We start from the raw sequence: 22,958 nt of genomic DNA, 5'->3' as shown, positions 1-22,958 counted from the left end.
TCCAAATTATAAAAATATATCCTCCGCTGTTATTATACCAAATTGTTCTATTATTTACTTTTTTTATTTATATGATACATAATATAACTACTAAAACATCAATTATAATACTGTTGTTACATGAATAAAAAAGAATATTATAGAAATAATAGTAACAATAATAATTTATCTTATTCTATGAAAAAAACTGTATACCTCGATTTGGTATAGATAATTTAAGGAGGGTGATTGCTTGACCTTTGAATATGAAGTTTCCAAATTAGATGCTATCGCCTTAAGCTATAATTCTATTAATTTGATCCATAACAATAATCAAATGATTATTGAGCTCACCGAATCCCCATCTACAGGCTATTGTTGGTACTATACTATTTCTGATCCTTCTATTCTTACTTTAGAAAACAAAAAAAAATTTGATTTTAACAAATCCAATATAATAGGAGGAAGCCTACAAATAATTTGGAGATTTAAATGCTTAAAATGTGGTGAATGCAAAATACATTTCGCTTACTATAACAGTTGGAAAAGTGACTCTCGCTTCTTAGATGAGTATTCATACATAGTAAAAATAGAATAGAAATCTCAAATAATAAGCATATTAAAAACACCACCCTTTAGGATGGTGTTTTTAATATGCGCTTACAATTTGTTTTTATTTTTCTTATGTTAATATTTCAAATCCAGTCTCTGTAACAAGTATAGTGTGTTCCCACTGTGATGACAATGAACCATCTACTGTAACGGCTGTCCAATCATCCTCAAGTACCTCAGTCTCTGGACTACCAATATTAATCATAGGTTCAATAGTAAAGGTCATATTAGGTAATAAAATCGACCCTTCTCCTTTTTTACCTATATGAGGTACAAAAGGTTCTTCATGAAACTCTAATCCAACGCCATGCCCACCATAATCGTATACTACGGAATATCCAAGACTTTCTGCATGCTCTTGAATAGCATTTCCAATGTCCCCAAGTGTATTAAAAGGCTTCACTTGCTCTATGCCTCTTTCTAAACATTCCTTTGATACCCGTACCAAATCTACTGCTTCTTTCGACGCTTGCCCCATTATGAACATTCTATTGGCATCACCGTAATAACCATCTAGTATGCAAGTAACATCTACATTTACTATATCTCCATCTTTTAAAACAGTATCGCTTGGTATGCCATGACATATTACATCATTTATTGACGTACATACACTCTTTGGAAAACCACCATAACCTAGTGGTGCAGGATATGCGTTATGGGCTACTGTATATTCATGTACCCAAGTATTAATATCATTTGTGGTTATTCCTACTTTTATTTTCTCTCCAACCATATCTAATATCTCATGAGTTAGCTTACAACTCTTTCTTATACCATCTATTTGTTCTTTTGACTTCATGATATCTCTAGGTATTGCATAACCTACTTTTTCCTCTATATTACTTATGAATGTATCCTGGTCCATATGGCACTTTTTATATTTTTTACCACTTCCACACCAACAAACATCATTTCGAGATAATTTATCTTTATCCATTATATTTCCTCCCTGTTAAGATTATTCAAAACATCAATTTTAACTACAATTTAGTTATAAGACATCCTAGACTTATTATTTTATAAATTTGCCTAAGTATATGATTATTTTTTAGCAATCCCAATTTCTTAAGATTATATCCTATATCGATGATTCCATCTTTAATTATAGTTCATAATCGCAAGTATTCAAGCTTATTTCTTAAAATTCTTTATACACCCAACAGAATAAAATTGAAATACTTGGTTTTATTTACTATTATATTATCTAATGATATTAAGTGTAATATATATAATTATAAACTATTAGTGTAATTTATTCTTAAAATAGTGTAAAATATATTATTATACCTATATATTTCATCAATTCAATTTTATGTAATGTATAACCAGTTTGAAGATAAATGTTTTTATTTTGAATTATAATTAAAATCCGTTAAAGCGACTTAATTTTTGTGTTGGGGTGTGATGTAGTTATGAGACTTGTACCAATAGAATTTGCGAAACCCGGGGATTGTTTGGCCAAAACTATCTTTGATAATGATGGAAGGGTTCTTTTAAGAGAGGGTGTTACATTAACTGATATTTTTTTAGTACGAATAAAACGCTTACAAATTTTTTCTTTATATATCGCTGACGAGTATAGTGAAGCTCTAATAGATGATGTAATAAAACCCGAACTACGCCAACATGCTATTAAAGCTATTAAAGAGACCTTCTATAGCTTCGAAAAATATAATTTATACTCTGATACTAATAATTTTAATCAAAAAAAATTTATAAAAGAAAAACAAACATATTTTGAATCGATAGGAAATATTGCTAAAGATATTATCGACGAAATTATAAGCAAAAAAAATGTAATGATTAGTTTAGTAGACATTAAAAGTATGGATAATTACACCTACCAACATAGCGTAAATGTTGCTGTGCTCTCTCTAGTATTAGGTGTCCAACTTCATTTAAATCAACATGAACTTTATACCTTATGCATGGGTGCATTAATACATGACATTGGTAAAGTCCTTATTCCGAAAGATATAATCTTAAAACCCGGACCTTTAACTGAGGATGAATTCAAAACAATAAAAGAACATACTACTAAAGGTTATGATTATTTAAGAGGCTGTTTAGAAATCTCCGCGCCCGCTAGAATTGTGGCTCTTCAGCACCATGAAAAAGTAAATGGGAACGGATATCCCGATAATATAAAGAATAAATCAATAAATAGATTTGCTAGAATTGTTGCTATTGCAGATGTTTATGATGCTCTTACGTCTGACCGCCATTATAGAAAAGCTATGAGCCCTAGCGACGCTGTCGAATACATATTTGCCCATGGTGATACTCAATTTGATTATGAAATGGTTAAAGCTTTTTCTAAGGCAGTTGTTCCCTATCCACCTGGAACTCTAGTAAAACTTAGCACTGGTGACATCGGAGTGGTAACAACCATACTACCAAATTTTGCTTTAAGACCACAGGTTAAGATAGTAAAGAAAGGGAATAGACGTAATTCTCAAGAAATCGGAGCTACTATTTCATTAATTTCGAATTTAGATATTGTAATTCAAAATATTGAATTTGCAGTTTAATATAACGTTAACTATAACTTCCATTTAACATTTGTTTATGTGTATTAGTAAAAGCAAGAGGGTACTCCTAAATTAAGGAATACCCTTTTATTTTCTATATTTTAATTTTATTTTCTATGTATTGTTTATCATATATTCCTTGTTTAATATACTCATATTTATTGGAACCTGCTTTAGCTACTAAATTATTATTAGCTATTTCTGTAGCTTCTTCTATATTTTTAGCCTTAAATATTATTGTTCCACCATTTCTATTATACATTCCACCACATATTAAATATTTAGAAGAATGATTAATTTTATCGGTATTTTGAGCATATGTTATTGCTAAACTGTCATTACCTTCCTTTGAATAATTAATCTTAACTAATAAATCTTTTGTTTCCATTTATTTTGCCCCCAGTTAAATAATCTACTAAAGTAGCTATTTAATAATCTACTAAAGTAGCTATTTAATAATCCACCAAAGTGGTTTTTAGAAATGCAGTTCAGCGTGAAATCAAATATTATGTTAAATGAAATATTTATATTTTTTTAGATACTTTGCAGGTATTTTGTCTTAATTTGTTATATTTATATTGTACCGAACATTTGTTCGTAAGTCAATACTTTTTATAAATTTAATGCTTTAATCCAAATATATGTTTTGATTTTAATAAGTATTACTATCTTTTAAAAAAGAGAACAATATAAAAAGGTACAGGTTTAGAGTATGATTCATACCCTAAGCCTGTACCCTGTTCCCCAAACAGTTTCAATGTATTGTGGTTGTGCTGTATTAGTCTCAATTTTTTCTCTAACTCTTCCAATATGTACTGTTACAGTTGCAGTATCTGATAAAGCATCAAATCCCCATATTTTTTCAAACAATTCAACTTTACTAAATACTCTATTGGGATTTTCGGCTAGATATAATAATAAATCAAATTCCTTTTGAGCTAAATTTATTTCTACTCCATTTATAAAAACCTGTCTACAATCTTTTTTTATTTCTAGTCCTCTTATTATGAGAGTGCTACTTTTAACACTACTTTTAAATTTACTCTTTATTCGCTCGTAATTTCTGATGTGCGACTTTACCCTAGCAACTAGTTCACTTGGATTAAACGGTTTAGTAATATAATCGTCAGCTCCAAGACTCAAACCCTTTATTTTATCAATATCTTCCTTTTTTGCAGAGACCATTAAAACTGGTATGTCCTTTTCTTCTCGTATACTACGTAAAATTGTAAATCCATCAATTTTAGGAAGCATTACATCAAGGATTAAAAGGTCAAACTCACTTGTCTTTAATGCATTTAACCCCTCAACACCGTCATAACATATATAAACTTCAAATCCTTCAATCTCTAAATAGTCCTTTTGGAGCTGTGCAATACTCACATCGTCTTCAACTATTAAAATTTTCTTCATAATACTCCTCTACTCTTAAGATATTTTTCCTAATGATATCAAAATACTTATGCCTTGATCTTCATGACTTACAGCCCAAATTGTGCCGCTATGACCCTCTACAATTTGTTTTGCAATAGCAAGTCCTAGTCCACTCCCATTTGCTTCACTTCTTGCAGCATCTGCCCTATAAAACCTATCAAATATTTTATTAACATCATTCTCGTCAATTCCAGAACCATTGTCCCTTATCTCGATAATAATACTTGAATTAGTTTCCCTAAGAAATATAGTAATTTCTCCTTGCTTTTTATCCATATATTTACGAGAGTTATCAATAATATTTAATATAACCCGCATCAATCTTTCTCTATCAATTCTAACGTATTTTACCCCATCTAAATTGCTCTTTAGAGAAATTTTAATATTAAACTTTTCTAGTTCTAGTGAACTTTCATGAATGCAATAATTAAAGTAATCTATAATATCCGTTTTTTCAAAGTTAAATGGAAGTTGGCTCAAATCTAATTTGGAATATAAAAGTAAATCATCGATCATTACATCCATTTGTTCTGACTTTGAGTAAATAGTTTTTAAATAACGTTCTTCCTTCTCAGGAGTATTAGCAACCCCATCTAAAATGCCTTTTACATAACCTTTAATTGATGTTATAGGTGTTTTAAGGTCATGTGATATACTTGATACTAACATTGTCCTATTATCATCATACTTCTTTTTCATGTGGGTAGTGTCCTTAAGTTGTATTCTCATTTTTTCGAAATCCTCGCATAACTCTCTAATTTCCTCGTCACCAATTTCAGTAATTTCTACATTTAAATCACCTTTACTGATTTGTCCTACCGCCGATTTTAGAAGTTCTAGTGGTTTTATTATCCTTTTGGATAATAGATATGACATAAATATATTAACCGTTATAAAAGTAATAAGAAATACAACAAAAACAAAAATAATAAATCGTTCTAGAATACTTGAATATTCAAAAGTTGGCGCCAATAATATTGCTGATCCTATAGCTTCATCTTTAAACTTAAGTGGTGCTACTTCCACCATGTACGCTATATCATCAATTATTACTATCTTTTTTTGAGATTGATTTTTTGCTTCTAATAAACATTTTTCTATATCAATTTTGTTTATTTCCTTAGAATTATATATAACAGAATTGTTTTTAAGAATAATAATGTCTCCATTAATAATTGATACTTTCTGCTTTAAATACTTCTGAAAATTTGGATCCTCTATATCTGCAGACTTCTGCCTCCATATATCATTACTTGCATCAGATAATTGTGTTTTTATAAATATTGTTTTTTTGAAATTATCATAACTTATATTCCTGTTAAAAATTCTTGATGAAGCAAAAAGGAATAAGAATGCTGCTATAATTGTAACTACAAAAGGAATTATTATAGTTATAGTATTAGATAAGATTAACCGTTTCTTTATATTCATCTTCCCACCTCGATATTTTTAAAACCTGATTAAAATTCCTTATTATCGAATATATAATATCCTGCTGTAAAAAATATTATACCATAACTAATCATCATCATAAACTGAAGGAATACTTTGAAATAAGGAATAGTATCCATATTAAATAAGGTGTACCAACTCATCATAGATGTAATAAATACACCAGAAAATCGATAAAATATAATTCCTAACCCTTTAAAAATAGCAAAAACAAAAATAGATATAAAAAACACGCCTATGCCACTTCTAATAATATTTGCAAAAAATGCAATTATTATTGATAAAATAACCATAGGAACTAATGTAACTATATAAGAAATTACTATCTTAAAAACGCTACTAAGTGCAAATGAATTTGAATTAAAAAGACAACCTGCGATTATCGAAAAAATCATTACAAACAAAAGATTGGCAAGAATAAATAACATAATTGCTGTTAATTTTGCCCCGTAGAATTTAAATCTTGAGATTGGCCTTGTAAGTGCAATTTTCATAGTATTTTGTGAAAATTCTCCTGAAAAACTCTCTATAGTAACAAGCGCAGTAAAAAGTGGGAGAATAGTATTTACTACTACAGAAAGCACAAGAATAGGAAATTCCATGCTAGAAACTCCACGAAGTCCAAATCCAGATCTTAATACCACCATAGATAGCTGTCCTACTATAATAAAAATAAGTGATATAATCATTGCGACTAAAACTTTTTTTCTTTTGTATAACTTTTCAATTTCATTTGTTAATGCAGCTTTAAATTCTCCCATTTCTTTCTACCTCGCTAACAAAATAATTTTCTAGTGTTGCATAATTATTTAATATATTTTTTATAGTATCTATGTTAAGCATCTTCCCATTATATAATACACCAATATGAGTACATGTAAGTTCCACATCATGTATAAGGTGACTTGAAATAAAAAATGTAGTCTTTTCTTTTTCTACCATATCTTTTATTATATTTCTCATAGAAATCATTCCTTCAACATCAAGTCCATTTAAGGGCTCGTCCAAAATAATCACTTGTGGTTTAGACAATATTGTAGCTGCAATCCCTAATCTTTGCTTCATACCAAGAGAAAATTTTCTTGGTTTCTCATTTTTATATTTTAACATTCCTGTAAGTTCTAAAACTTCATGGATTCTATCATCATCAACATTTTCATAATATCTTGATGCCTGCTTTAAATTTTCATATGCTGTTAAATATTGATAACACTCTGCCGTTTCTATAATGCAACCTACTTCTTTCATTACATTTTGATAATCTTCTTGAATACTTTGACCAAAAACTTTGACATCTCCACTATCTGGTTTTATTAGCCCTGTCATTATTTTCATAGCAGTAGTCTTACCAGCACCATTGGGTCCCAGAAACCCAAATATGTCTCCTTTATTTATATCAATATTAATATCTGTTATTCCTCTTCCATTTTTATATAGCTTAGAAAGATTTTTAATTTCAATAGCTTTTTCCAATTGTATCCCCCCCATCTAGTTTTGAAACCACCTCTTATAAAAGTGATAGGCTTTCTTTTGAAATGTCATTAAACTCAATAAATAAGGCGATACCTCGCCTTATTTGAATACTTTACTCTAAATTCCCTAACCTTTAATTTTATTTATTATTAGTTGAATACTTTATTGTATTGACCATTATTAATTATTTTTCCACTTTGATTTTCATTTATATTAAAGTATATGTCTGCTGAACCTATGCTTATAGATATATTACCGGTTATCTTTTCTTTTGAGTCGCTACTTGAATTAAAAGTCCCACTAAACTGGTCCTTGTCAAATTTCGCATCAAACTTGAAGTCTTTTTTATCAGATACAAAATCCTCGTATCCCTTAACATACTGCTCATAATATCTTCCGCTAACACCCTTGTCATCTACTGCTGTAATATCTAAGAATTTTTCACCTATCTTTATAAATTTAGCATCTTTTTCTATTAAAATATCTGTTTTATATTTCCCTATATACTTTTGGGGATTAGTCAATTTACTATAATCTTGTTCTACATTTTTCTCTACTTTCTTACCATTAAGATCTGGTTTGCTAACTTTAGTTGTATTAACTTCTGTCATCTTTGCTAATAACTCGAAGGTAACCTTATGTTCTACTCCCTTTTCATCTTTACCAGAAATAACCCCACTTCCAAGAACACTTTGAATAAGTCCGTCTTTGGTTGTTACCATATTTCCTTTAACTTGTTTCACAAATACGTCCTTTGTTATTTTAGGCATTGTATTCTCGCTTGGGTTATTAGATCTGTTCCCAAGTTCATTTTTAGATTGTAGCGATACAACTGCATTAATAATCGCTGGTATTTGTGATTCACTTAAAGAACCAGATAAAGTTTTACTTCCATCTGCATTTTGCGTAACCACAACAGAGTCTTTTAAATTGCCTACTAAAGCATCTGCAATTTTCTCCATATCAGCAGCCCCATCTCGCTTAAAAGGATTTTCAGAAGTTGTACTTTTTTGAGGTTTTGCATATTCATTTGTATAATAAATATTTTGATCAGCATTTTTAGATATACTACCATTTTTATCAGAGTAATTGTAATCCTCTGTTTTTTTTGAACCCTCAAGTGTTGTTGTTACAGTTTCTTTGACGCCCTTTGATACATCTACTTTACTAAGCGAATCTTGAGAATAGAGAACAGTATTATTGTCCTTTAAAACAACAGACATATCCGCAGTATAACTTGAGAGTTTAGTTGTAGCATTTTCCGCTGTATATTTAACAGAATCTTTAAGTTGATCATATCCACTTTTGGTTACAACTTGAGCTATAGCTGTAGTTGTAAACATAACAGTCCCTATCATAAAACTTATAATGGTTGTTGTTTTCTTATTTAGCTTCATTTTATTAAAACCCCTTTTTGTTTAAAATTACTTTTGCCATGAAAGTCTTCCATAATTATATCTTAATATATATGTCTCTACTTTCTCTAAACTAATTATAAACAAAGTATAAACTCTATTATTTTTTACCCATTTTGATTGCCTTTTCCGTACAACTCTCCATAGCTGAAATTATTGAGCCCCTAAAATTGTTTTTTTCTAAAGTATATACTGCCTCTATAGTCGTTCCCCCTGGTGAGCACACATTGTCTTTAAGCTTTCCTGGGTGTTCTCCAGTCTCAAGTACCATTTTAGCTGCTCCTAGTACAGCTTGGGCTGCCATCTTATAAGCCTTGTCTCTTGGCATTCCTTGAAGCACTGCTCCATCACCTAATGCTTCAATAAACATATAGACATAAGCCGGAGATGATCCACTAACAGCCGGAACTACATCGATAAGCTTTTCCTCTAATATTTCTATCTTTCCGAAGCTTTCAAATATATTTACTACATCTTGCAATTCTTCTTTAGTTATATTCACGTTAGCGCAAAGCGCACTCATACCCTCTCCAACAAGCGCTGGAGTGTTTGGCATAGTTCTTATAACCTTAGCATCATCTCCTAGCTTTTCACTCATATGCTCAAGTGTTATCCCTGCAGCTATAGTAACTATAATTACATCCTTTTTTAAATACGGCTTTATTTCATCAATAACTTCAAAATATTTGTAAGGCTTTACAGCTAGTATTACTATGTCAGAAAATTTTGCAACTTCCTCGTTATCATTAGTTATTAAAATATTATTCGATTTTTTCATCTTAAGCAAATTTTTGTCTGATGGATTACTTGCTATTACCTTTTCACCAGAGACTAACTTTGATTTTACTATTCCACTTATCATCGCCTGTGCCATATTACCGCAACCTATAAATCCTATTGTTTTATTCATCTTATTGTTACCTCCTATTTTAGTTCAGTTAATAATATTAATTATATCATTAAAATGTATATTGGCATAAGTAACAAATCTACATTCTAGTAAGATTATACTAATATTCCATAAATGCTCTTTTTACAGCATACAAATTAGATATCTGGTTATAATAATATTTAGAAGTTTAATATTATACCGCAAGTAATTTATGATTGCTTAAATTTTAATTAAGGAGGGCTATTATTATGTCACATAAAAACAATAAAAATAGCAAAGACAATAAAAAAGCTAGTCAAAAAACTAAAAAAGAATTAGATAAAATGAAAATGGAAACTGCTAATGAAATAGGTGTTTCTAAAGAATCTAAAAAATTAGGAAAAGAAACAGAATAATTTTAAATAATGAAAAAGGAAGATGTTATAGCTAATATCGCTAAACATCTTCCTTTTACTTTATTTAAAATAAATATCTATTAATTTATAATTTAAAATTATTATTGCGATTTTATTGCCATTAATATATTTAAGCTCTTATCTTTCATTTGCTATAAAAAACAGTCCTACCATATCTGGTCCTGTATGTGACCCAATTGCTGTCCCAACATAATTTAAAATAACGTCTTTAACATTTCCATTTTCTCTAACTAAAGCCTCTAAAGCTAATGCATCATCAATACAATCTCCATGACTTATTGCTATAACTTGCTCTTTATTCGGATCTGTTTTTTCCTTAAACTTTTGGGCTAAGGTGCTAATTGCTTTTTTTCTGCCCCTGCATTTAGAAAAAGGTGTAAGTCGCCCTTCATTATCCACAAATAAAACCGGTTTTATATTTAGGAGAATACCGACGGCTGCAGCAGAACTTGATATTCTTCCACCTCTTTTTAGATGATTTAGATCACTAACTGTAAACCAATGATTAATCTTAAGTTTATTTTCCTCAATCCATGTAATTATCTCTTCTTTAGAACTTCCTTTTTTCAACATTTCATAAGCATAATAAACTAAAAGTCCTTGTCCGAGGCTTGCACATTTACTATCAACTATACTTATGTCTGCAGATGGAAACTCTTCAAGTACCATTTCTCTTGCTATGTTTGCACTATTTATAGTGCCAGTTAATGCGGAAGACATTGCAATATATATTATAGGCTTTTTTTCCATAACATATTTTCTAAAAACATCTACGTATCTTTGACTATTTATTTGTGATGTAGTAGGCATTTCACCTTGCCTTAAAGCATTAAAGAATTCCTTGCGTGTAAACTTTATACCAAAGTCATCTTCTATTGATTCACCTTTAAAATTACAAACTAAACCTAATGGCACTATGTTATCTTGCTTAATACATTCTAAAGGTAAATCGCATCCTGAATCTATTACTAGAATTATCTCACTATGTGTTTCGCTCATAACTTAAATCCCCTTCACCATTATCATAAATATTATTCTTATCTCCTATTATGTATGATTTATATGAACAGTTCAATAGAAAAAAAAAGAAAAGTATATATACTTCTCTTAATAACCCTAAAATGAAATTTATTGTCTATTCTCCTACCTTACCAATTTTTCTGAATTTATAATATCTCTTAGTGAGTAAGGACTCTATAGTCTCACGTTTTAATCTATTTATTGCCTCTTCTAAATTACGTTTAATACAAGCTGCCATCTCATCTACATTGGTATGTGCACCACCAAGGGGTTCTTTTATAATTCTATCTATTATCCCAAAATTAATTAAATCCTGAGCAGTTATTTTCATTTTATTAGCCGCTTCTTTAGCACGACTTGCATCTTTATATAAAATACTAGCAAAACCCTCTGGTGATAAAATGGAATAAATAGCATGCTCTAGCATCCAAACCTCATCAGCTATCGCCATGGCTAACGCTCCACCACTTCCACCTTCTCCTATAACTATTGAGATTATTGGTGTTTTTAATGTTGACATATACATAAGATTTCTAGCAATTGCCTCACCCTGACCTCTTTCTTCTGCACCTAGGCCACAATAAGCTCCTGGTGTATCTACAAAACAAATAACAGGTCTATTAAATTTTTCTGCCTGTTTCATAAGTCTTAAAGTTTTTCTATATCCTTCAGGATTTGGCATACCGAAGTTCCGCTTTATGTTTTCCTTTGTATTATTTCCCTTTTGCTGAGCTATAACCGTAACAGGAATACCATTAAACTCTGCTATTCCACCTACAATAGCAGCATCATCTCCATAATACCTATCACCATGAAATTCCATAAAGCCATCAAAAATTCGATTGATATAATCAAGAGCAGTCGGCCTTTCCACAAGCCTTGCAATGCTTACTTTATCCCAGGCAGTTAAATTTTTATAGGCTTCCTTTTGCATATTGTAGAGCTTAATTTCCATCTGTCTTATCTCTTTTACTAAATCCATATTCTGATCTGTCGCCAAATTCTTTAGTTCGTCTATTTTACTTTTTAACTCATACATGTTTTTTTCAAAAGGTAAAGTTACCATAAAATTTCACTCCCTATTTGTTCCTTGTGTCTTTCTCTTGATGTTATAAATGAATTTTTAATATCTTCGTTAATGTATCTTTCATATCTTTTCTATCTACTACTTCATCTATAAACCCTTTTTCAAGCAAAAATTCAGCCCTCTGAAACCCTTCAGGTAATTGCTGTTTTAATGTTTGCTCTATAACTCTTTTTCCTGCAAACCCTATTAATGCATTAGGCTCTGCGAGTATTATATCCCCAAGCATTGCAAAACTTGCAGTTACACCACCCGTAGTTGGATCTGTAAGAACAGTTATATAAAGGCACCCTTTATCATTATGCCTTGCAATCGCAGCACTAGTTTTTGCCATTTGCATAAGAGAAAATATACCCTCTTGCATCCTAGCACCACCTGAGGCTGTAAATATAATAATTGGTTTTCTATCTTCCGTTGCTCTTTCAATGACCCTCGTAAGTTTTTCACCAACTACGCACCCCATACTTCCCATCATAAAATTGCTGTCCATGACTGCAATTAGAGTATCTAAACCATTTATCTTACCTTCTCCAGTTATTACAGCTTCATTCAATAAAGTTTTGCCACGGATACCTTGTAACTTATCCTTATACCCTTCAAAATCTATAGGGTTTTCTGAGATCATAAACTCATCATGTTCTACGAAAGTCCCCTTATCTATAGTGTATTCTATTCTTTCTCTGGATCCAATTCTAAAATGGGTTCTACAATTCCCACATGTCATTATACTTATTTCTAAATCCTTCTTATAAAGGATTTCACCACAGGTTTTACATTTAACCCACATTCCAGAGGGGATATTAGGCTTTTTATCACCATCATCATTACCTAACTTTTTAACCTCAATATATTTATTCTTTTTAAATATACGATTAAACTCAAACATATAGTTACCCCTTTCTAAATACATACCTAAACTACATTTTAACATTAAAAGTAGATCCTCATACTCATATTATAAAACTTTTGAGTAATAAACTCCAGCATGCATTTAGATACTTTTAAATATTTTTAAATTCTTTACTAATAAAGCTAGTATCAAAGTTCCCTTTGATAAATTTTTCATTATTCACAATTTTAAATTGAAAATCAATATTAGTATCTATGCCTTCTATTATGAATTCACCTAATGCACTTCTCATTTTACATAGAGCTTCATCACGATCCTTACCATGCACAATTAGTTTTGCTATCATAGAATCATAAGTAGGTGGAATTTTGTACCCCTGATATGCAGCACTATCTATTCTTATTCCATATCCACCGGGAATATGAAGTGATTTTATTTCTCCAGGGCAAGGCATGAAATTTTTGTTTGGATTTTCTGCATTTATCCTACATTCAATAGCGTGTCCCTGAATTTTAATATCCTCCTGTTTATAAGAAAGTTTTTGTCCTGAAGCAATTTTTATTTGAGCTTTAACTAAATCCACTCCAGTTACCATTTCAGTTATTCCATGTTCCACCTGTATACGAGTATTCATTTCCATAAAATAGTATTTACCATGTTTATCTAATAAAAACTCTATAGTTCCAGCATTTTTATAATTAATTGATTTAGCCGCCTTAACTGCGACCTCACCCATCTGTTCTCTAAGTTCCTTAGTCATTACGACTCCTGGTGCCTCTTCTATTACCTTCTGATTACGTCTTTGAATAGAACAGTCTCTCTCGCCAAGATGAATAACATTTCCATGTTCATCTGCAAGTATTTGAAACTCTATATGCCTTGGTTCCTCAATAAATTTTTCCATATACATTGTGTCATCACCAAAAGATGTTTTAGCCTCTGCCTTAGCAGTATTATAAGCAGCCGCGAGATCTTCAACAGTGCTTACCACTCTAATTCCACGTCCGCCACCTCCTGCTGAGGCTTTTATCATTACAGGGTATCCTATTTTTTCAGCTTCGAGTAGAGCCTGCGCCTCATCAATAATTTCCCCGCCAGAACCAGGAACTACTGGTACTCCAGCATTTATCATGATTTCTCTTGCCTTTAGCTTATTTCCCATATTATCAATGTTTTCTGAATCCGGACCTATATATTTTATATTACATTCCTCACACATCTGTGCAAACTTACTATTCTCAGATAGAAAACCAAACCCAGGATGAATTGCCTCTGCACCTGTAAGCACTGTTGCACTTAAAATGTTCTGCATATTTAAATAACTATCCTTTGATTTAGCAGGCCCTATACAAATAGCTTCATCTGCCATTTGGGTATGAAGAGCATCTTTATCTATCTCAGAATATACTGCTACAGTAAGAATACCCATTTCATTACACGCTCTGATTATTCTTACCGCTATCTCGCCTCTATTAGCAATTAATATCTTCTTAAACATATTGTTTACCTTCCCCACACTTAATATTATTGAAGTGTTTTTAGTATTTATATTCCTACTGCAAATGTAATTTCAGCTTGTGCCACTTTAACTCCATTTACTGTTGCTATTCCTAAACCTATCCCAACTGGACCCTTCATCTTTATTATCTCAACCTCAAGTTTAAGTACATCTCCAGGAACAACTTTCTTTCTGAATTTTGCTTTATTAATACCTCCGAAATAGGCTATTTTACCTTTATAGCTTTCCAGACTTAGTAGTGCCACTGCTCCAACCTGTGCTAAAGCCTCAATAATTATTACTCCTGGAAGTATAGGCTCCTCTGGGAAATGACCTTGAAAAAAATACTCATTCATAGTAATATTCTTATAACCTACAGCCCTTTTCCCTGGCTCTAACTCCTCTACCTTATCAACAAATAAAAATGGATATCTATGAGGAATAATTTCTTGAATTTGTTTTATATCTAAAGTAGTCTTTTTTATATCTTCCATGTTATTACCTCCAATTTTTACGTAATTAAATTAGTGGATATAAGGCGCTCTTAGGCTACCCTAGCTCTACTAGTTTTCAATTATTTTAAATAATGGCTGTCCGTACTCTACCATATCTTCATTAGAAACTAATACTTCTGCAATTTCTCCATCTACTTCACTTTCGATTTCATTCATAAGCTTCATAGCTTCTAAAATACAAAGTGTATCTCCTATTTTAACCTTTGAGCCAACTTTAACAAAATTCTTAAGTTCTGAACTCGGAGCTGAATACATAGTTCCTACAATAGGTGATTTAACTACGAAATAGTTTTCCTCAGGTATAATCTTCGCAGCATTCTCTATAGTTCTAGCTATATTATTTTCTAACTTTTCTACATAAACTTCATTTGTTGCTATATTTTCTCTAGTTTGTGGTTCCTGCTTTACTGATACCACAGGAGTTCTTTCAACTATTACCTGTTGCTCTATTTTCTCCATCTTTATTCTAATACCTTCGTTCTCAATTTCGAAAGAAGTAAGAGAAGACTCACTAACAGTTTTTATTAATTCTTGTATATTCTTATAATCCATAATTATTTACCATCCCATTTTTTTAATATTATAGTAGCATTATGACCGCCAAAACCTAACGAATTAGACATAGCATATTTTAGCTCCTGTGATCTTCCTATGTTTGGAACGTAATCTAAATCACACTCTTCATCCGGAACCTTATATCCTATAGTTGCTGGTACAAAAGCTTCTTCTAATGCTTTTACACATACTATCGCTTCTATAGCTCCTGAAGCTCCTAGCAAATGCCCTGTCATAGATTTCGTTGAACTTATTGGAAGTTTATATGCATATTCTCCAAAAGCAACTTTTATAGCTGCGGTTTCAAATTTATCATTATATGGAGTACTTGTTCCATGTGCATTTATGTATGATACTTCTTCTGCCTTTATACTTGCATCCTTAAGTGCCATTACCATTGATCTTGCAGCGCCTTCTCCAGTTGGTGATGGTGAAGTTATATGGTATGCATCACAAGTTGTTCCATAACCACTAACCTCTGCATATATCTTTGCATTTCTCTTCTGTGCATGCTCCAAAGATTCAAGTATAACTATACCTGCACCGTCTCCCATAATAAAACCATCTCTCTCCTTATCAAAAGGGATTGATGCTCTTAAAGGATCTTCGCTTTTACTTAAAGCTGTTAGCGATATAAATCCTGCCATAGCCAGTGGTGTTATTGATGCTTCTGCTCCCCCTGCTATTATTATGTCGGCTCTCCCATCTTGAATCATATGAAAAGCATCTCCTATTGCATTAGTGCCTGTAGCACAAGCAGTAACTACGCTTGAACACATACCTTTAGCGCCGTACTTTATCGCAATGTTTCCAGCTGCCATATTACCTATTATCATAGGTATTAAGTAAGGTGTTACTTTACTTGGACCCCTTTCAATAAGCTTAGCATTTTCTTTCTCAATAGTACCAATACCACCTATTCCTGAACCAACGATTACTGCTATTCTCTCACTATCTTCAGCTTCTAAGTCAAGTCCAGAATTTTTAATGGCCTCGTCAGCAGCAACTATTGCATATTGAGAATATTTATCCATTTTTCTTGCTTCTCTTTTGTCTAGCGCAACCGTCACATCAAAATCCTTAACCTCTGCAGCTAGTTTGCATTTAAAATTGGTAATATCAAATGACTTAATTACATCGACACCACAAGTGCCTTTTTTTATATTATCCCAAAAATTGATTACATCATTTCCTATAGGAGTAACTGCTCCCATACCTGTTATAACAACTCTATTTTTCATAAAGTAAATCCTCCTTTAATTATCACCTTAAATTGCTGGAAAACCATTTACTATTAACCAACTACTATTAAAGTTACATTACCATTCCACCATCAACATTTATAACTTGACCTGTTATGTATGAAGCTTCCTCAGAGGCTAAAAATGCTACTACATTTGCTACATCTTCTGGAGTTCCAAGTCTCTTTAATGGAATTGAACTCATCATAGCTTCCTTTGCCTTCTCAGGCACAGCGTCAGTCATATCTGTTTGAATATACCCTGGCGCTACTGCATTACAAGTAACTCCGCGGCTTGCAAACTCTCTAGCAACAGACTTTGTCATACCTATTATTCCAGCTTTTGCAGATGAGTAATTTACTTGACCTGCATTTCCTGTAACACCAGTCACTGAAGATATATTTATTATTCTTCCACTTCTTTGCTTAAGCATTATAGATGATACATGCCTAGTACAATTGAAAGCACCCTTAAGATTAACATCTATAACGTTATCAAAATCTTCTTCCTTCATTCTCATTATAAGACCATCTTTAGTTATTCCAGCGTTGTTAACTAGAATATCTAAGCTTCCAAATTCAACAATACATTTTTTCATCATACTTTCAACGTCACTATAACTACTTATATCAGCTTGAACTGCTAGTGCCTTAACACCTAATGCCTCTATTTCTTTAACAACATCCTTCACCGCATCTTCGCTTTTTCTATAGTTAACAACTACATTTGCTCCAAGTTTTGCAAACTTTATAGCTATAGCCCTACCAATTCCACGGCTAGCCCCTGTAACTACTGCTGTTTTCCCTTTTAACATAAATTTACGCTCCTCTTTACATCTTTCATAGTTTCCTGTTTCTTAATTAGTGTAACTACTTCTTAAGAATTTCTACTGCTTTAGCTAAAGATGCCATATCCTCTATATTAATTACCGTAAGTTTTCTATCTATTTTCTTAACAAATCCGCAAAGCACCTTACCTGGTCCTATCTCTACGAATGTATCAACACCATCTTTTATCATATTTTTTATAATCGTTTCCCATAAAACAGAACTCATAACTTGAAGTTTTAAATTACCTTTAATATCATTTGTACTTTTTACACAATCACCATTTACATTTGTCATTACCGGAATAGTCATATCTCTAAGAACTATATTTTCAAGTTCAATCTCCAACTTCTCGGCTGCTGGTTTTAGCATAGAACAATGGAATGGTGCACTTACAGATAACATTATCGCTCTTTTTGCACCTTTTTCTTTAGCATGCTCACAAGCAAGTTCTACCGCAGCTATTTCCCCGGCAATTACTATTTGTCCTGGACAGTTTAAATTAGCTATTTCAACTATACCAGTAGTTTCAGCCTCAATACAAGCTTCTTCGACTAGATTAGCTTCAAGTCCTATTATAGCAGCCATAGTTCCTATTCCTACAGGCACTGCCTCCTGCATAAATCTTCCTCGTTTCTTAACAAGCTTCACCGCATCTTTAAACTCCATAGCTCCACTACAGACAAGTGCTGAGTACTCTCCAAGACTAAGTCCTGCAGTTACATCACATTCAATGCCATGTTCTTTTAATGCCATAAGAGCCGCTATGGAAGTTGTGAGGATAGCTGGTTGAGTATTCTCTGTGATATTTAATTCTGAATCTGTACCCTCAAAACAAAGTTTACTTAATTCAAAATTAAGTTCTTCATCTGCTATATTAAATATATTTTTGCAAACATCTATATTCTCAAATAATTCTTTGCCCATTCCGATGTATTGAGCTCCCTGACCGGGAAAAATAAAAGCAATTTTACTCATAATTTCCCTCCTTAATCATCACTTTCAGTGCTGTTCACCTTAGTTTCTGTTAATTCTCTTATCTATGTCAAATAATAAAAATATTTTTATTTAAATTTTATAATTGCGTCTTCGGCTTGCGTAAACATTTCTTCTATAATTTCTTTGCAACTTTGTTCTTTCTTTACAAGACCTGCTATTTGGCCTGCCATAATAGATCCCATTTCAATATCGCCCTCTTTTACAGCTTTTGGTAGACATCCGCGTCCAAGTTCTTCTAATGCCTCCACTGTAGCGTTTTCTTTTTCAAGTTTCTGAAATTGTCTTGATAATTTATTTTTCAAAACCCTAATTGGGTGACCTGTTGATCTTCCTGTAACTACCGAATCTATATCTTTTGCAGATAATATCTTCTTTTTGTAATTCTCATGTATTGTGCATTCATTTGCTACTAAAAATCTAGTTCCTACTTGAACTCCCTGCACGCCAAGCATAAATGCTGCAGCAACGCCACGTCCATCGCCTATTCCACCAGCTGCAATTACTGGTATAGTAACTCCATCAACAACCTGAGGTACTAGTGACATAGTCGTAAGTTCACCAATATGTCCTCCCGATTCACAACCTTCAGCAATTACTGCATCTGCTCCTGCTCTTTCCATACGTTTAGCTAAGGCAACTGATGCCACAACTGGTATTACTTTAATTCCGTGCGACTTCCAAAGCTCCATATATTTACCTGGATTTCCTGCCCCTGTAGTAACAACTTTAACACCTTCTTCACATACAAGATGTGCAATTTCTTCTGCATTATCACTTAAAAGCATTATATTAACGCCAAAAGGTTTATCAGTTAACTTCTTTGCTTTTCTAATTTCATCTCTTATATATTCAGTTGGTGCATTTGCTGCTGCTATAATACCTAATCCCCCTGCATTAGAAACTGCAGATGCTAAGCTACTGTCTGCAACCCAAGCCATTCCACCTTGTATTATTGGGTATTTCACACCTAAATCTTTAAAAAAAACGGAATTAAACATATTGCCCCTCCTTTATTCCTTCAAAATATATAGTTAGAGTCAGATAATTATGAAAAAAAAGTATATATTACGTGGACTACTATCGATGTAATATATACTTTTTAATGTACTGAAAACTAACTATTTATATGCTTAGCAGTTCAGCTCTCTAATTATCTAACCCATTGATTACTATTATTTTAATTTTTCTTCTATATATTGAACTATTCCTTTTACATCCTTGATGTTTTCTATATCTTCATTCGGAATTTCTATTTCAAATGCTTCTTCAAGCGACATTACTATTTCAAATATTTCAAGAGAATCTACTCCTAAATCATCTGCAAATTTTGCCTCCATTTTAACCTCTGCCTCATCTATTCCTAATTGTTCAACTATTACACTTCTAACTTTTTCAAATACCATTAATAATTCCTCCTAAAATTTTATTTATTCATTGTCCATTCTATTAATGAAGCTCCGTAGGTTAATCCACCACCAAAGCCTACAAGTATAATCTTATCTCCAGCTGTAAGTAAATTATTTTTGTTCATTTCATCTAGTGCTATAGCAATACTTGCTGCTGATGTATTACCATATCTATCTAGATTCACAAAAAATTTATCTTTATCAGCCTTCAATTTTCTAACAACAAATTCTATTATTCTGAAATTTGCCTGATGGCAAACAACATACTTAATATCATCAAGTGTGCAATCATTTTCGTCTAAAATTTGACTTATACTACTTGCGATAGTTTTTACTGCAAATTTAAAAATCTCTTTGCCATCCATACTTATTGTGGCTTTAAAATTTTCATTTCCTTTTGTAAAAGTATTTTTAACGTCTACAGTTGGACAAGTTAATGCTCCACCCTTTTGGCCTTCTGACGCTGAATTTATAGAAATAATCCCTTTTTTTATGCCCGCCTCAAGTACCGTTGCTCCAGCACCATCACCAAAGAGCACACAAGTGTTTCTATCAGTCCAATCAACAATCTTTGATAATACCTCGGCACCAATTATTAATGCCTTTTTACTCTTACCTGTTCTAAGAAACTGCATTGCTATGTTAAGTGCAAATATAAAACCTGTACATGCTGCTGATATATCAAAGGCCATAGCATTAACTGCTCCGATATTCCCTTGAACTATGCATGCAGTAGATGGAACAAATTGATCAGGTGATGTACTTGCAAGGATTATCAAATCTATGTCTTCGGGTTTAATTCCTGCATCTTTTAGTGCGGAAAGCGCAGCTTTTGTTGCTAAATCTGAGGTGTTTTCACCTTGTGATATATGTCTTTCCTTGATGCCTGTCATTGAAACTATCCATTCATCTGACGTATCTACAATTTCTGCTAATTGTTGATTAGTCATTATGTTTAGAGGAGCATAACTTCCTGTACCAATTATTTGTACTTCATTCATTGCATAATTCCCCCGTTTTATTAACCTTCTAATTAATCTTCAGATTTAAACTTCAGATTAACCTTCTATCCTGTATTTTTCTTTAAAAAATTCATTTAATTTTTCTAGAGACCTTATCAGCACTTCTTCTTCTTGCGCGTTTAGACCATCTATAGTTGCATGCACCATGTGAGAATGAAATGTGTCATGTATTCTATAGGCAAGCTTTCCTCTTCTTGTAAGCGCAATCATTACTGATCTTCTATCTTCTTCGCCTCTTTTTCTATCCACGTATCCTTTTTTTAAGAGTTTGTTAATAGCAGTTGTAAGAGTTCCTACTGTGATTTTAAGCCCTTGAGCTATTTGTGACATAGTACTATACTCATACATTCCTATTTCATAAATAGTATGTATTTCCGTTACAGATAGGTCTTTAAGTATCCCTTCTTTAAGGGCCCTCTGCTCTATTTGTAATATGTCGCTAAAGGTCTCTACTAAAAGTTCATTAACAACTCCAATAGATCTGCTCATATTTATCACCATTTCCTATACACTGATTTTCATATACTTTGATACTCAAAGTATATCTATGGAATAGTTATTTGTCAATATTTTTACCATTTTATTGAAACTTTAAAGTGTATTTACACTCGCTACAACCCTATAAATTACATTCAGCTTCTTCCACAAGTTCATTCATAAGCTCTTTAACTGAAACAATTTTATCTACTTTATATGCATTACTACCCACAAATATAAGCCCTTTATCTAAGTTACCTTTTACTGCTTGTATTAGCGCTTCTGTAATACAATAAGGTGTTGTCTTAGGATTACAATCCTTTATACATAAATAGCACTTACTTACTTTGCATCCTTCATCTGATACGATTTTCATGAAATTATTGTTAATAGCCCTTCCTGGCATACCTACCGGGCTTTTTACTATCTTTATATCTTCTTCTTTCGAATTGATATAAGCCATCTTGAATTCTAAACTTGCATCACATTCATTAGTCGCTACAAATCTAGTAGCCATTTGTACCCCTGCTGCACCAAGTTTTATAAGTTCTGCTATATCCGCCCCAGTATAAACTCCTCCAGCAGCTACTACAGGTATTTTTTTATTATACTTTTCTTCAAAAGGTTTAATTGCTTCAATAACTTCTTTAACTATTTGCTTTAGGTCTTGTGTTTTCTTTTCTACCAATGCTTCCATAGCGAAGCCAAGATGTCCACCGGCTTCAGGCCCTTCAACAACAATTAGATCTGCGGCACAATTATTTTTTCTATCCCACATTTTTGATATAACTGTAGTTGCTTTTGCTGATGACACTATAGGTGCAAGCTTTGTTTTAAACCCTTTAGCTATTTTAGGCAAATTAAGTGGAAGTCCTGCACCAGATATTATTAAATCTATTCCTTCTTCTAGAGCAGTTGTTACTATTTCCTCATAATTATTCATAGCTACCATAATATTTATTCCAATTATGCCCTTAGGACTTAATTCTCTAGCGCGTCTAATTTCATTTCTTAATGCTCTTTTATTTGCTTCTTTTGCATTGGTTCCAAAGTCTTTTTCATTATAACCAATTTGAGCAGTTGATATTATCCCTATTCCACCCTCATTTGCAACCGCTGATGAAAGGCCTGAAAGAGACACACCTACTCCCATGCCGCCTTGAATTATAGGAATACTTGCTGTTAATTCTCCAATTTTTAAAGGAGGTAACTTCATAATTATCCTCTCCCTTTACTTTAATTTTCAACTAGTTTGAT

25 protein-coding genes are annotated in these 22,958 nt (G+C 32.2%); 3 read left to right on the top strand and 22 right to left on the bottom strand.

Annotated features, from left to right (window positions below; translation table 11 throughout):
* The first annotated feature begins 232 nt into the window (after window positions 1-232).
* The gene (locus tag KPL55_RS03270) at window positions 233-577 is read left to right on the top strand and encodes a protease inhibitor I42 family protein (protein ID WP_216305286.1); all 345 of its coding nucleotides are present in this window, start codon (window positions 233-235) and stop codon (window positions 575-577) included.
* A gap of 84 nt (window positions 578-661) precedes the next feature.
* Here the strand turns inward: KPL55_RS03270 and KPL55_RS03265 are convergent, their stop codons facing one another.
* On the bottom strand, window positions 662-1,531 hold the full coding sequence (locus tag KPL55_RS03265) for a methionyl aminopeptidase (protein WP_216305285.1): 870 nt from the start codon (window positions 1,529-1,531) through the stop codon (window positions 662-664).
* A 475-nt stretch (window positions 1,532-2,006) separates the two neighbouring features.
* On the opposite strand from KPL55_RS03265, the gene KPL55_RS03260 reads away from it, so the two are divergent.
* The gene (locus tag KPL55_RS03260; protein WP_216305284.1) at window positions 2,007-3,125 is read left to right on the top strand and encodes an HD-GYP domain-containing protein; all 1,119 of its coding nucleotides are present in this window, start codon (window positions 2,007-2,009) and stop codon (window positions 3,123-3,125) included.
* Between the two features lie 94 nt (window positions 3,126-3,219).
* On the opposite strand, the gene KPL55_RS03255 is transcribed toward KPL55_RS03260, so the two are convergent.
* The 7 genes from KPL55_RS03255 to proC all read right to left on the bottom strand — a co-directional run bounded on the left by KPL55_RS03255 (window position 3,220) and on the right by proC (window position 9,809).
* Window positions 3,220-3,513, bottom strand: coding sequence for a hypothetical protein (locus KPL55_RS03255; RefSeq protein ID WP_216305283.1), 294 nt, complete (start codon window positions 3,511-3,513; stop codon window positions 3,220-3,222).
* A 329-nt stretch (window positions 3,514-3,842) separates the two neighbouring features.
* On the bottom strand, window positions 3,843-4,538 hold the full coding sequence (locus KPL55_RS03250; RefSeq protein ID WP_216305282.1) for a response regulator transcription factor: 696 nt from the start codon (window positions 4,536-4,538) through the stop codon (window positions 3,843-3,845).
* Window positions 4,539-4,553: 15 nt separating this feature from the next.
* Window positions 4,554-5,990 (bottom strand): sensor histidine kinase, encoded by a 1,437-nt coding sequence (locus KPL55_RS03245; RefSeq protein WP_216305281.1) that lies wholly within the window; start codon window positions 5,988-5,990, stop codon window positions 4,554-4,556.
* 29 nt (window positions 5,991-6,019) lie between these two features.
* A complete protein-coding gene (locus KPL55_RS03240; protein WP_216305280.1) occupies window positions 6,020-6,772 on the bottom strand; it encodes an ABC transporter permease in 753 nt (250 codons plus the stop codon).
* Window positions 6,759-7,484, bottom strand: coding sequence for an ABC transporter ATP-binding protein (locus tag KPL55_RS03235; protein WP_216305279.1), 726 nt, complete (start codon window positions 7,482-7,484; stop codon window positions 6,759-6,761). Before KPL55_RS03235 ends, KPL55_RS03240 begins: the two co-directional genes overlap by 14 nt.
* Window positions 7,485-7,633: 149 nt before the next feature.
* On the bottom strand, window positions 7,634-8,881 hold the full coding sequence (locus tag KPL55_RS03230; protein WP_216305278.1) for a hypothetical protein: 1,248 nt from the start codon (window positions 8,879-8,881) through the stop codon (window positions 7,634-7,636).
* A 118-nt stretch (window positions 8,882-8,999) separates the two neighbouring features.
* Window positions 9,000-9,809 carry a pyrroline-5-carboxylate reductase gene (gene proC, locus KPL55_RS03225; protein ID WP_216305277.1) on the bottom strand — a complete coding sequence of 270 codons (810 nt, stop codon included), beginning with the start codon at window positions 9,807-9,809 and terminating at the stop codon, window positions 9,000-9,002.
* A 230-nt stretch (window positions 9,810-10,039) separates the two neighbouring features.
* On the opposite strand from proC, the gene KPL55_RS03220 reads away from it, so the two are divergent.
* Window positions 10,040-10,186 (top strand): small, acid-soluble spore protein, alpha/beta type, encoded by a 147-nt coding sequence (locus KPL55_RS03220; RefSeq protein WP_216305276.1) that lies wholly within the window; start codon window positions 10,040-10,042, stop codon window positions 10,184-10,186.
* Window positions 10,187-10,324: 138 nt separating this feature from the next.
* Here KPL55_RS03220 and KPL55_RS03215 read toward each other — a convergent pair whose 3' ends face one another.
* From KPL55_RS03215 to KPL55_RS03150, 14 genes are all read right to left on the bottom strand, one after another.
* Window positions 10,325-11,206 (bottom strand): DegV family protein, encoded by an 882-nt coding sequence (locus KPL55_RS03215; protein WP_216305275.1) that lies wholly within the window; start codon window positions 11,204-11,206, stop codon window positions 10,325-10,327.
* Between the two features lie 136 nt (window positions 11,207-11,342).
* On the bottom strand, window positions 11,343-12,293 hold the full coding sequence (locus KPL55_RS03210; RefSeq protein WP_216305274.1) for an acetyl-CoA carboxylase carboxyltransferase subunit alpha: 951 nt from the start codon (window positions 12,291-12,293) through the stop codon (window positions 11,343-11,345).
* 43 nt (window positions 12,294-12,336) lie between these two features.
* The gene (accD, locus tag KPL55_RS03205) at window positions 12,337-13,197 is read right to left on the bottom strand and encodes an acetyl-CoA carboxylase, carboxyltransferase subunit beta (RefSeq protein ID WP_216305273.1); all 861 of its coding nucleotides are present in this window, start codon (window positions 13,195-13,197) and stop codon (window positions 12,337-12,339) included.
* A gap of 115 nt (window positions 13,198-13,312) precedes the next feature.
* Entirely contained in the window at window positions 13,313-14,659 is a 1,347-nt protein-coding gene (locus KPL55_RS03200; protein WP_216305272.1) for an acetyl-CoA carboxylase biotin carboxylase subunit, read from the bottom strand.
* A 47-nt stretch (window positions 14,660-14,706) separates the two neighbouring features.
* On the bottom strand, window positions 14,707-15,153 hold the full coding sequence (fabZ, locus tag KPL55_RS03195; RefSeq protein WP_216305271.1) for a 3-hydroxyacyl-ACP dehydratase FabZ: 447 nt from the start codon (window positions 15,151-15,153) through the stop codon (window positions 14,707-14,709).
* Between the two features lie 69 nt (window positions 15,154-15,222).
* Window positions 15,223-15,726, bottom strand: coding sequence for an acetyl-CoA carboxylase biotin carboxyl carrier protein (gene accB / locus KPL55_RS03190; protein ID WP_216305270.1), 504 nt, complete (start codon window positions 15,724-15,726; stop codon window positions 15,223-15,225).
* Window positions 15,727-15,728: 2 nt separating this feature from the next.
* The gene (fabF, locus tag KPL55_RS03185; protein WP_216305269.1) at window positions 15,729-16,970 is read right to left on the bottom strand and encodes a beta-ketoacyl-ACP synthase II; all 1,242 of its coding nucleotides are present in this window, start codon (window positions 16,968-16,970) and stop codon (window positions 15,729-15,731) included.
* Window positions 16,971-17,043: 73 nt separating this feature from the next.
* Window positions 17,044-17,784, bottom strand: a complete 741-nt coding sequence (gene fabG / locus KPL55_RS03180) for a 3-oxoacyl-[acyl-carrier-protein] reductase (protein WP_216305268.1) — start codon at window positions 17,782-17,784, stop codon at window positions 17,044-17,046.
* 55 nt (window positions 17,785-17,839) lie between these two features.
* Complete coding sequence (gene fabD, locus KPL55_RS03175; protein WP_216305267.1) at window positions 17,840-18,775, bottom strand: ACP S-malonyltransferase; 936 nt, start codon at window positions 18,773-18,775, stop codon at window positions 17,840-17,842.
* An 86-nt stretch (window positions 18,776-18,861) separates the two neighbouring features.
* Window positions 18,862-19,794, bottom strand: coding sequence for an enoyl-[acyl-carrier-protein] reductase FabK (gene fabK, locus KPL55_RS03170; protein WP_216305266.1), 933 nt, complete (start codon window positions 19,792-19,794; stop codon window positions 18,862-18,864).
* 174 nt (window positions 19,795-19,968) lie between these two features.
* Complete coding sequence (acpP, locus tag KPL55_RS03165) at window positions 19,969-20,199, bottom strand: acyl carrier protein (protein ID WP_216305265.1); 231 nt, start codon at window positions 20,197-20,199, stop codon at window positions 19,969-19,971.
* 20 nt (window positions 20,200-20,219) lie between these two features.
* Complete coding sequence (locus tag KPL55_RS03160; protein ID WP_216305264.1) at window positions 20,220-21,203, bottom strand: beta-ketoacyl-ACP synthase III; 984 nt, start codon at window positions 21,201-21,203, stop codon at window positions 20,220-20,222.
* Window positions 21,204-21,260: 57 nt separating this feature from the next.
* Entirely contained in the window at window positions 21,261-21,713 is a 453-nt protein-coding gene (locus KPL55_RS03155) for a MarR family winged helix-turn-helix transcriptional regulator (protein ID WP_216305263.1), read from the bottom strand.
* A 130-nt stretch (window positions 21,714-21,843) separates the two neighbouring features.
* A complete protein-coding gene (locus KPL55_RS03150) occupies window positions 21,844-22,917 on the bottom strand; it encodes an NAD(P)H-dependent flavin oxidoreductase (RefSeq protein WP_216305262.1) in 1,074 nt (357 codons plus the stop codon).
* Between the last annotated feature and the right edge of the window lie 41 nt (window positions 22,918-22,958).

The sequence above is a fragment of the Clostridium lacusfryxellense genome (assembly GCF_018861735.1).
GTDB lineage: Bacteria > Bacillota > Clostridia > Clostridiales > Clostridiaceae > Clostridium_AD > Clostridium_AD lacusfryxellense.
Note: the sequence above shows the minus strand (reverse complement) of the source record. Positions and strands in the feature narration are given on the sequence as shown.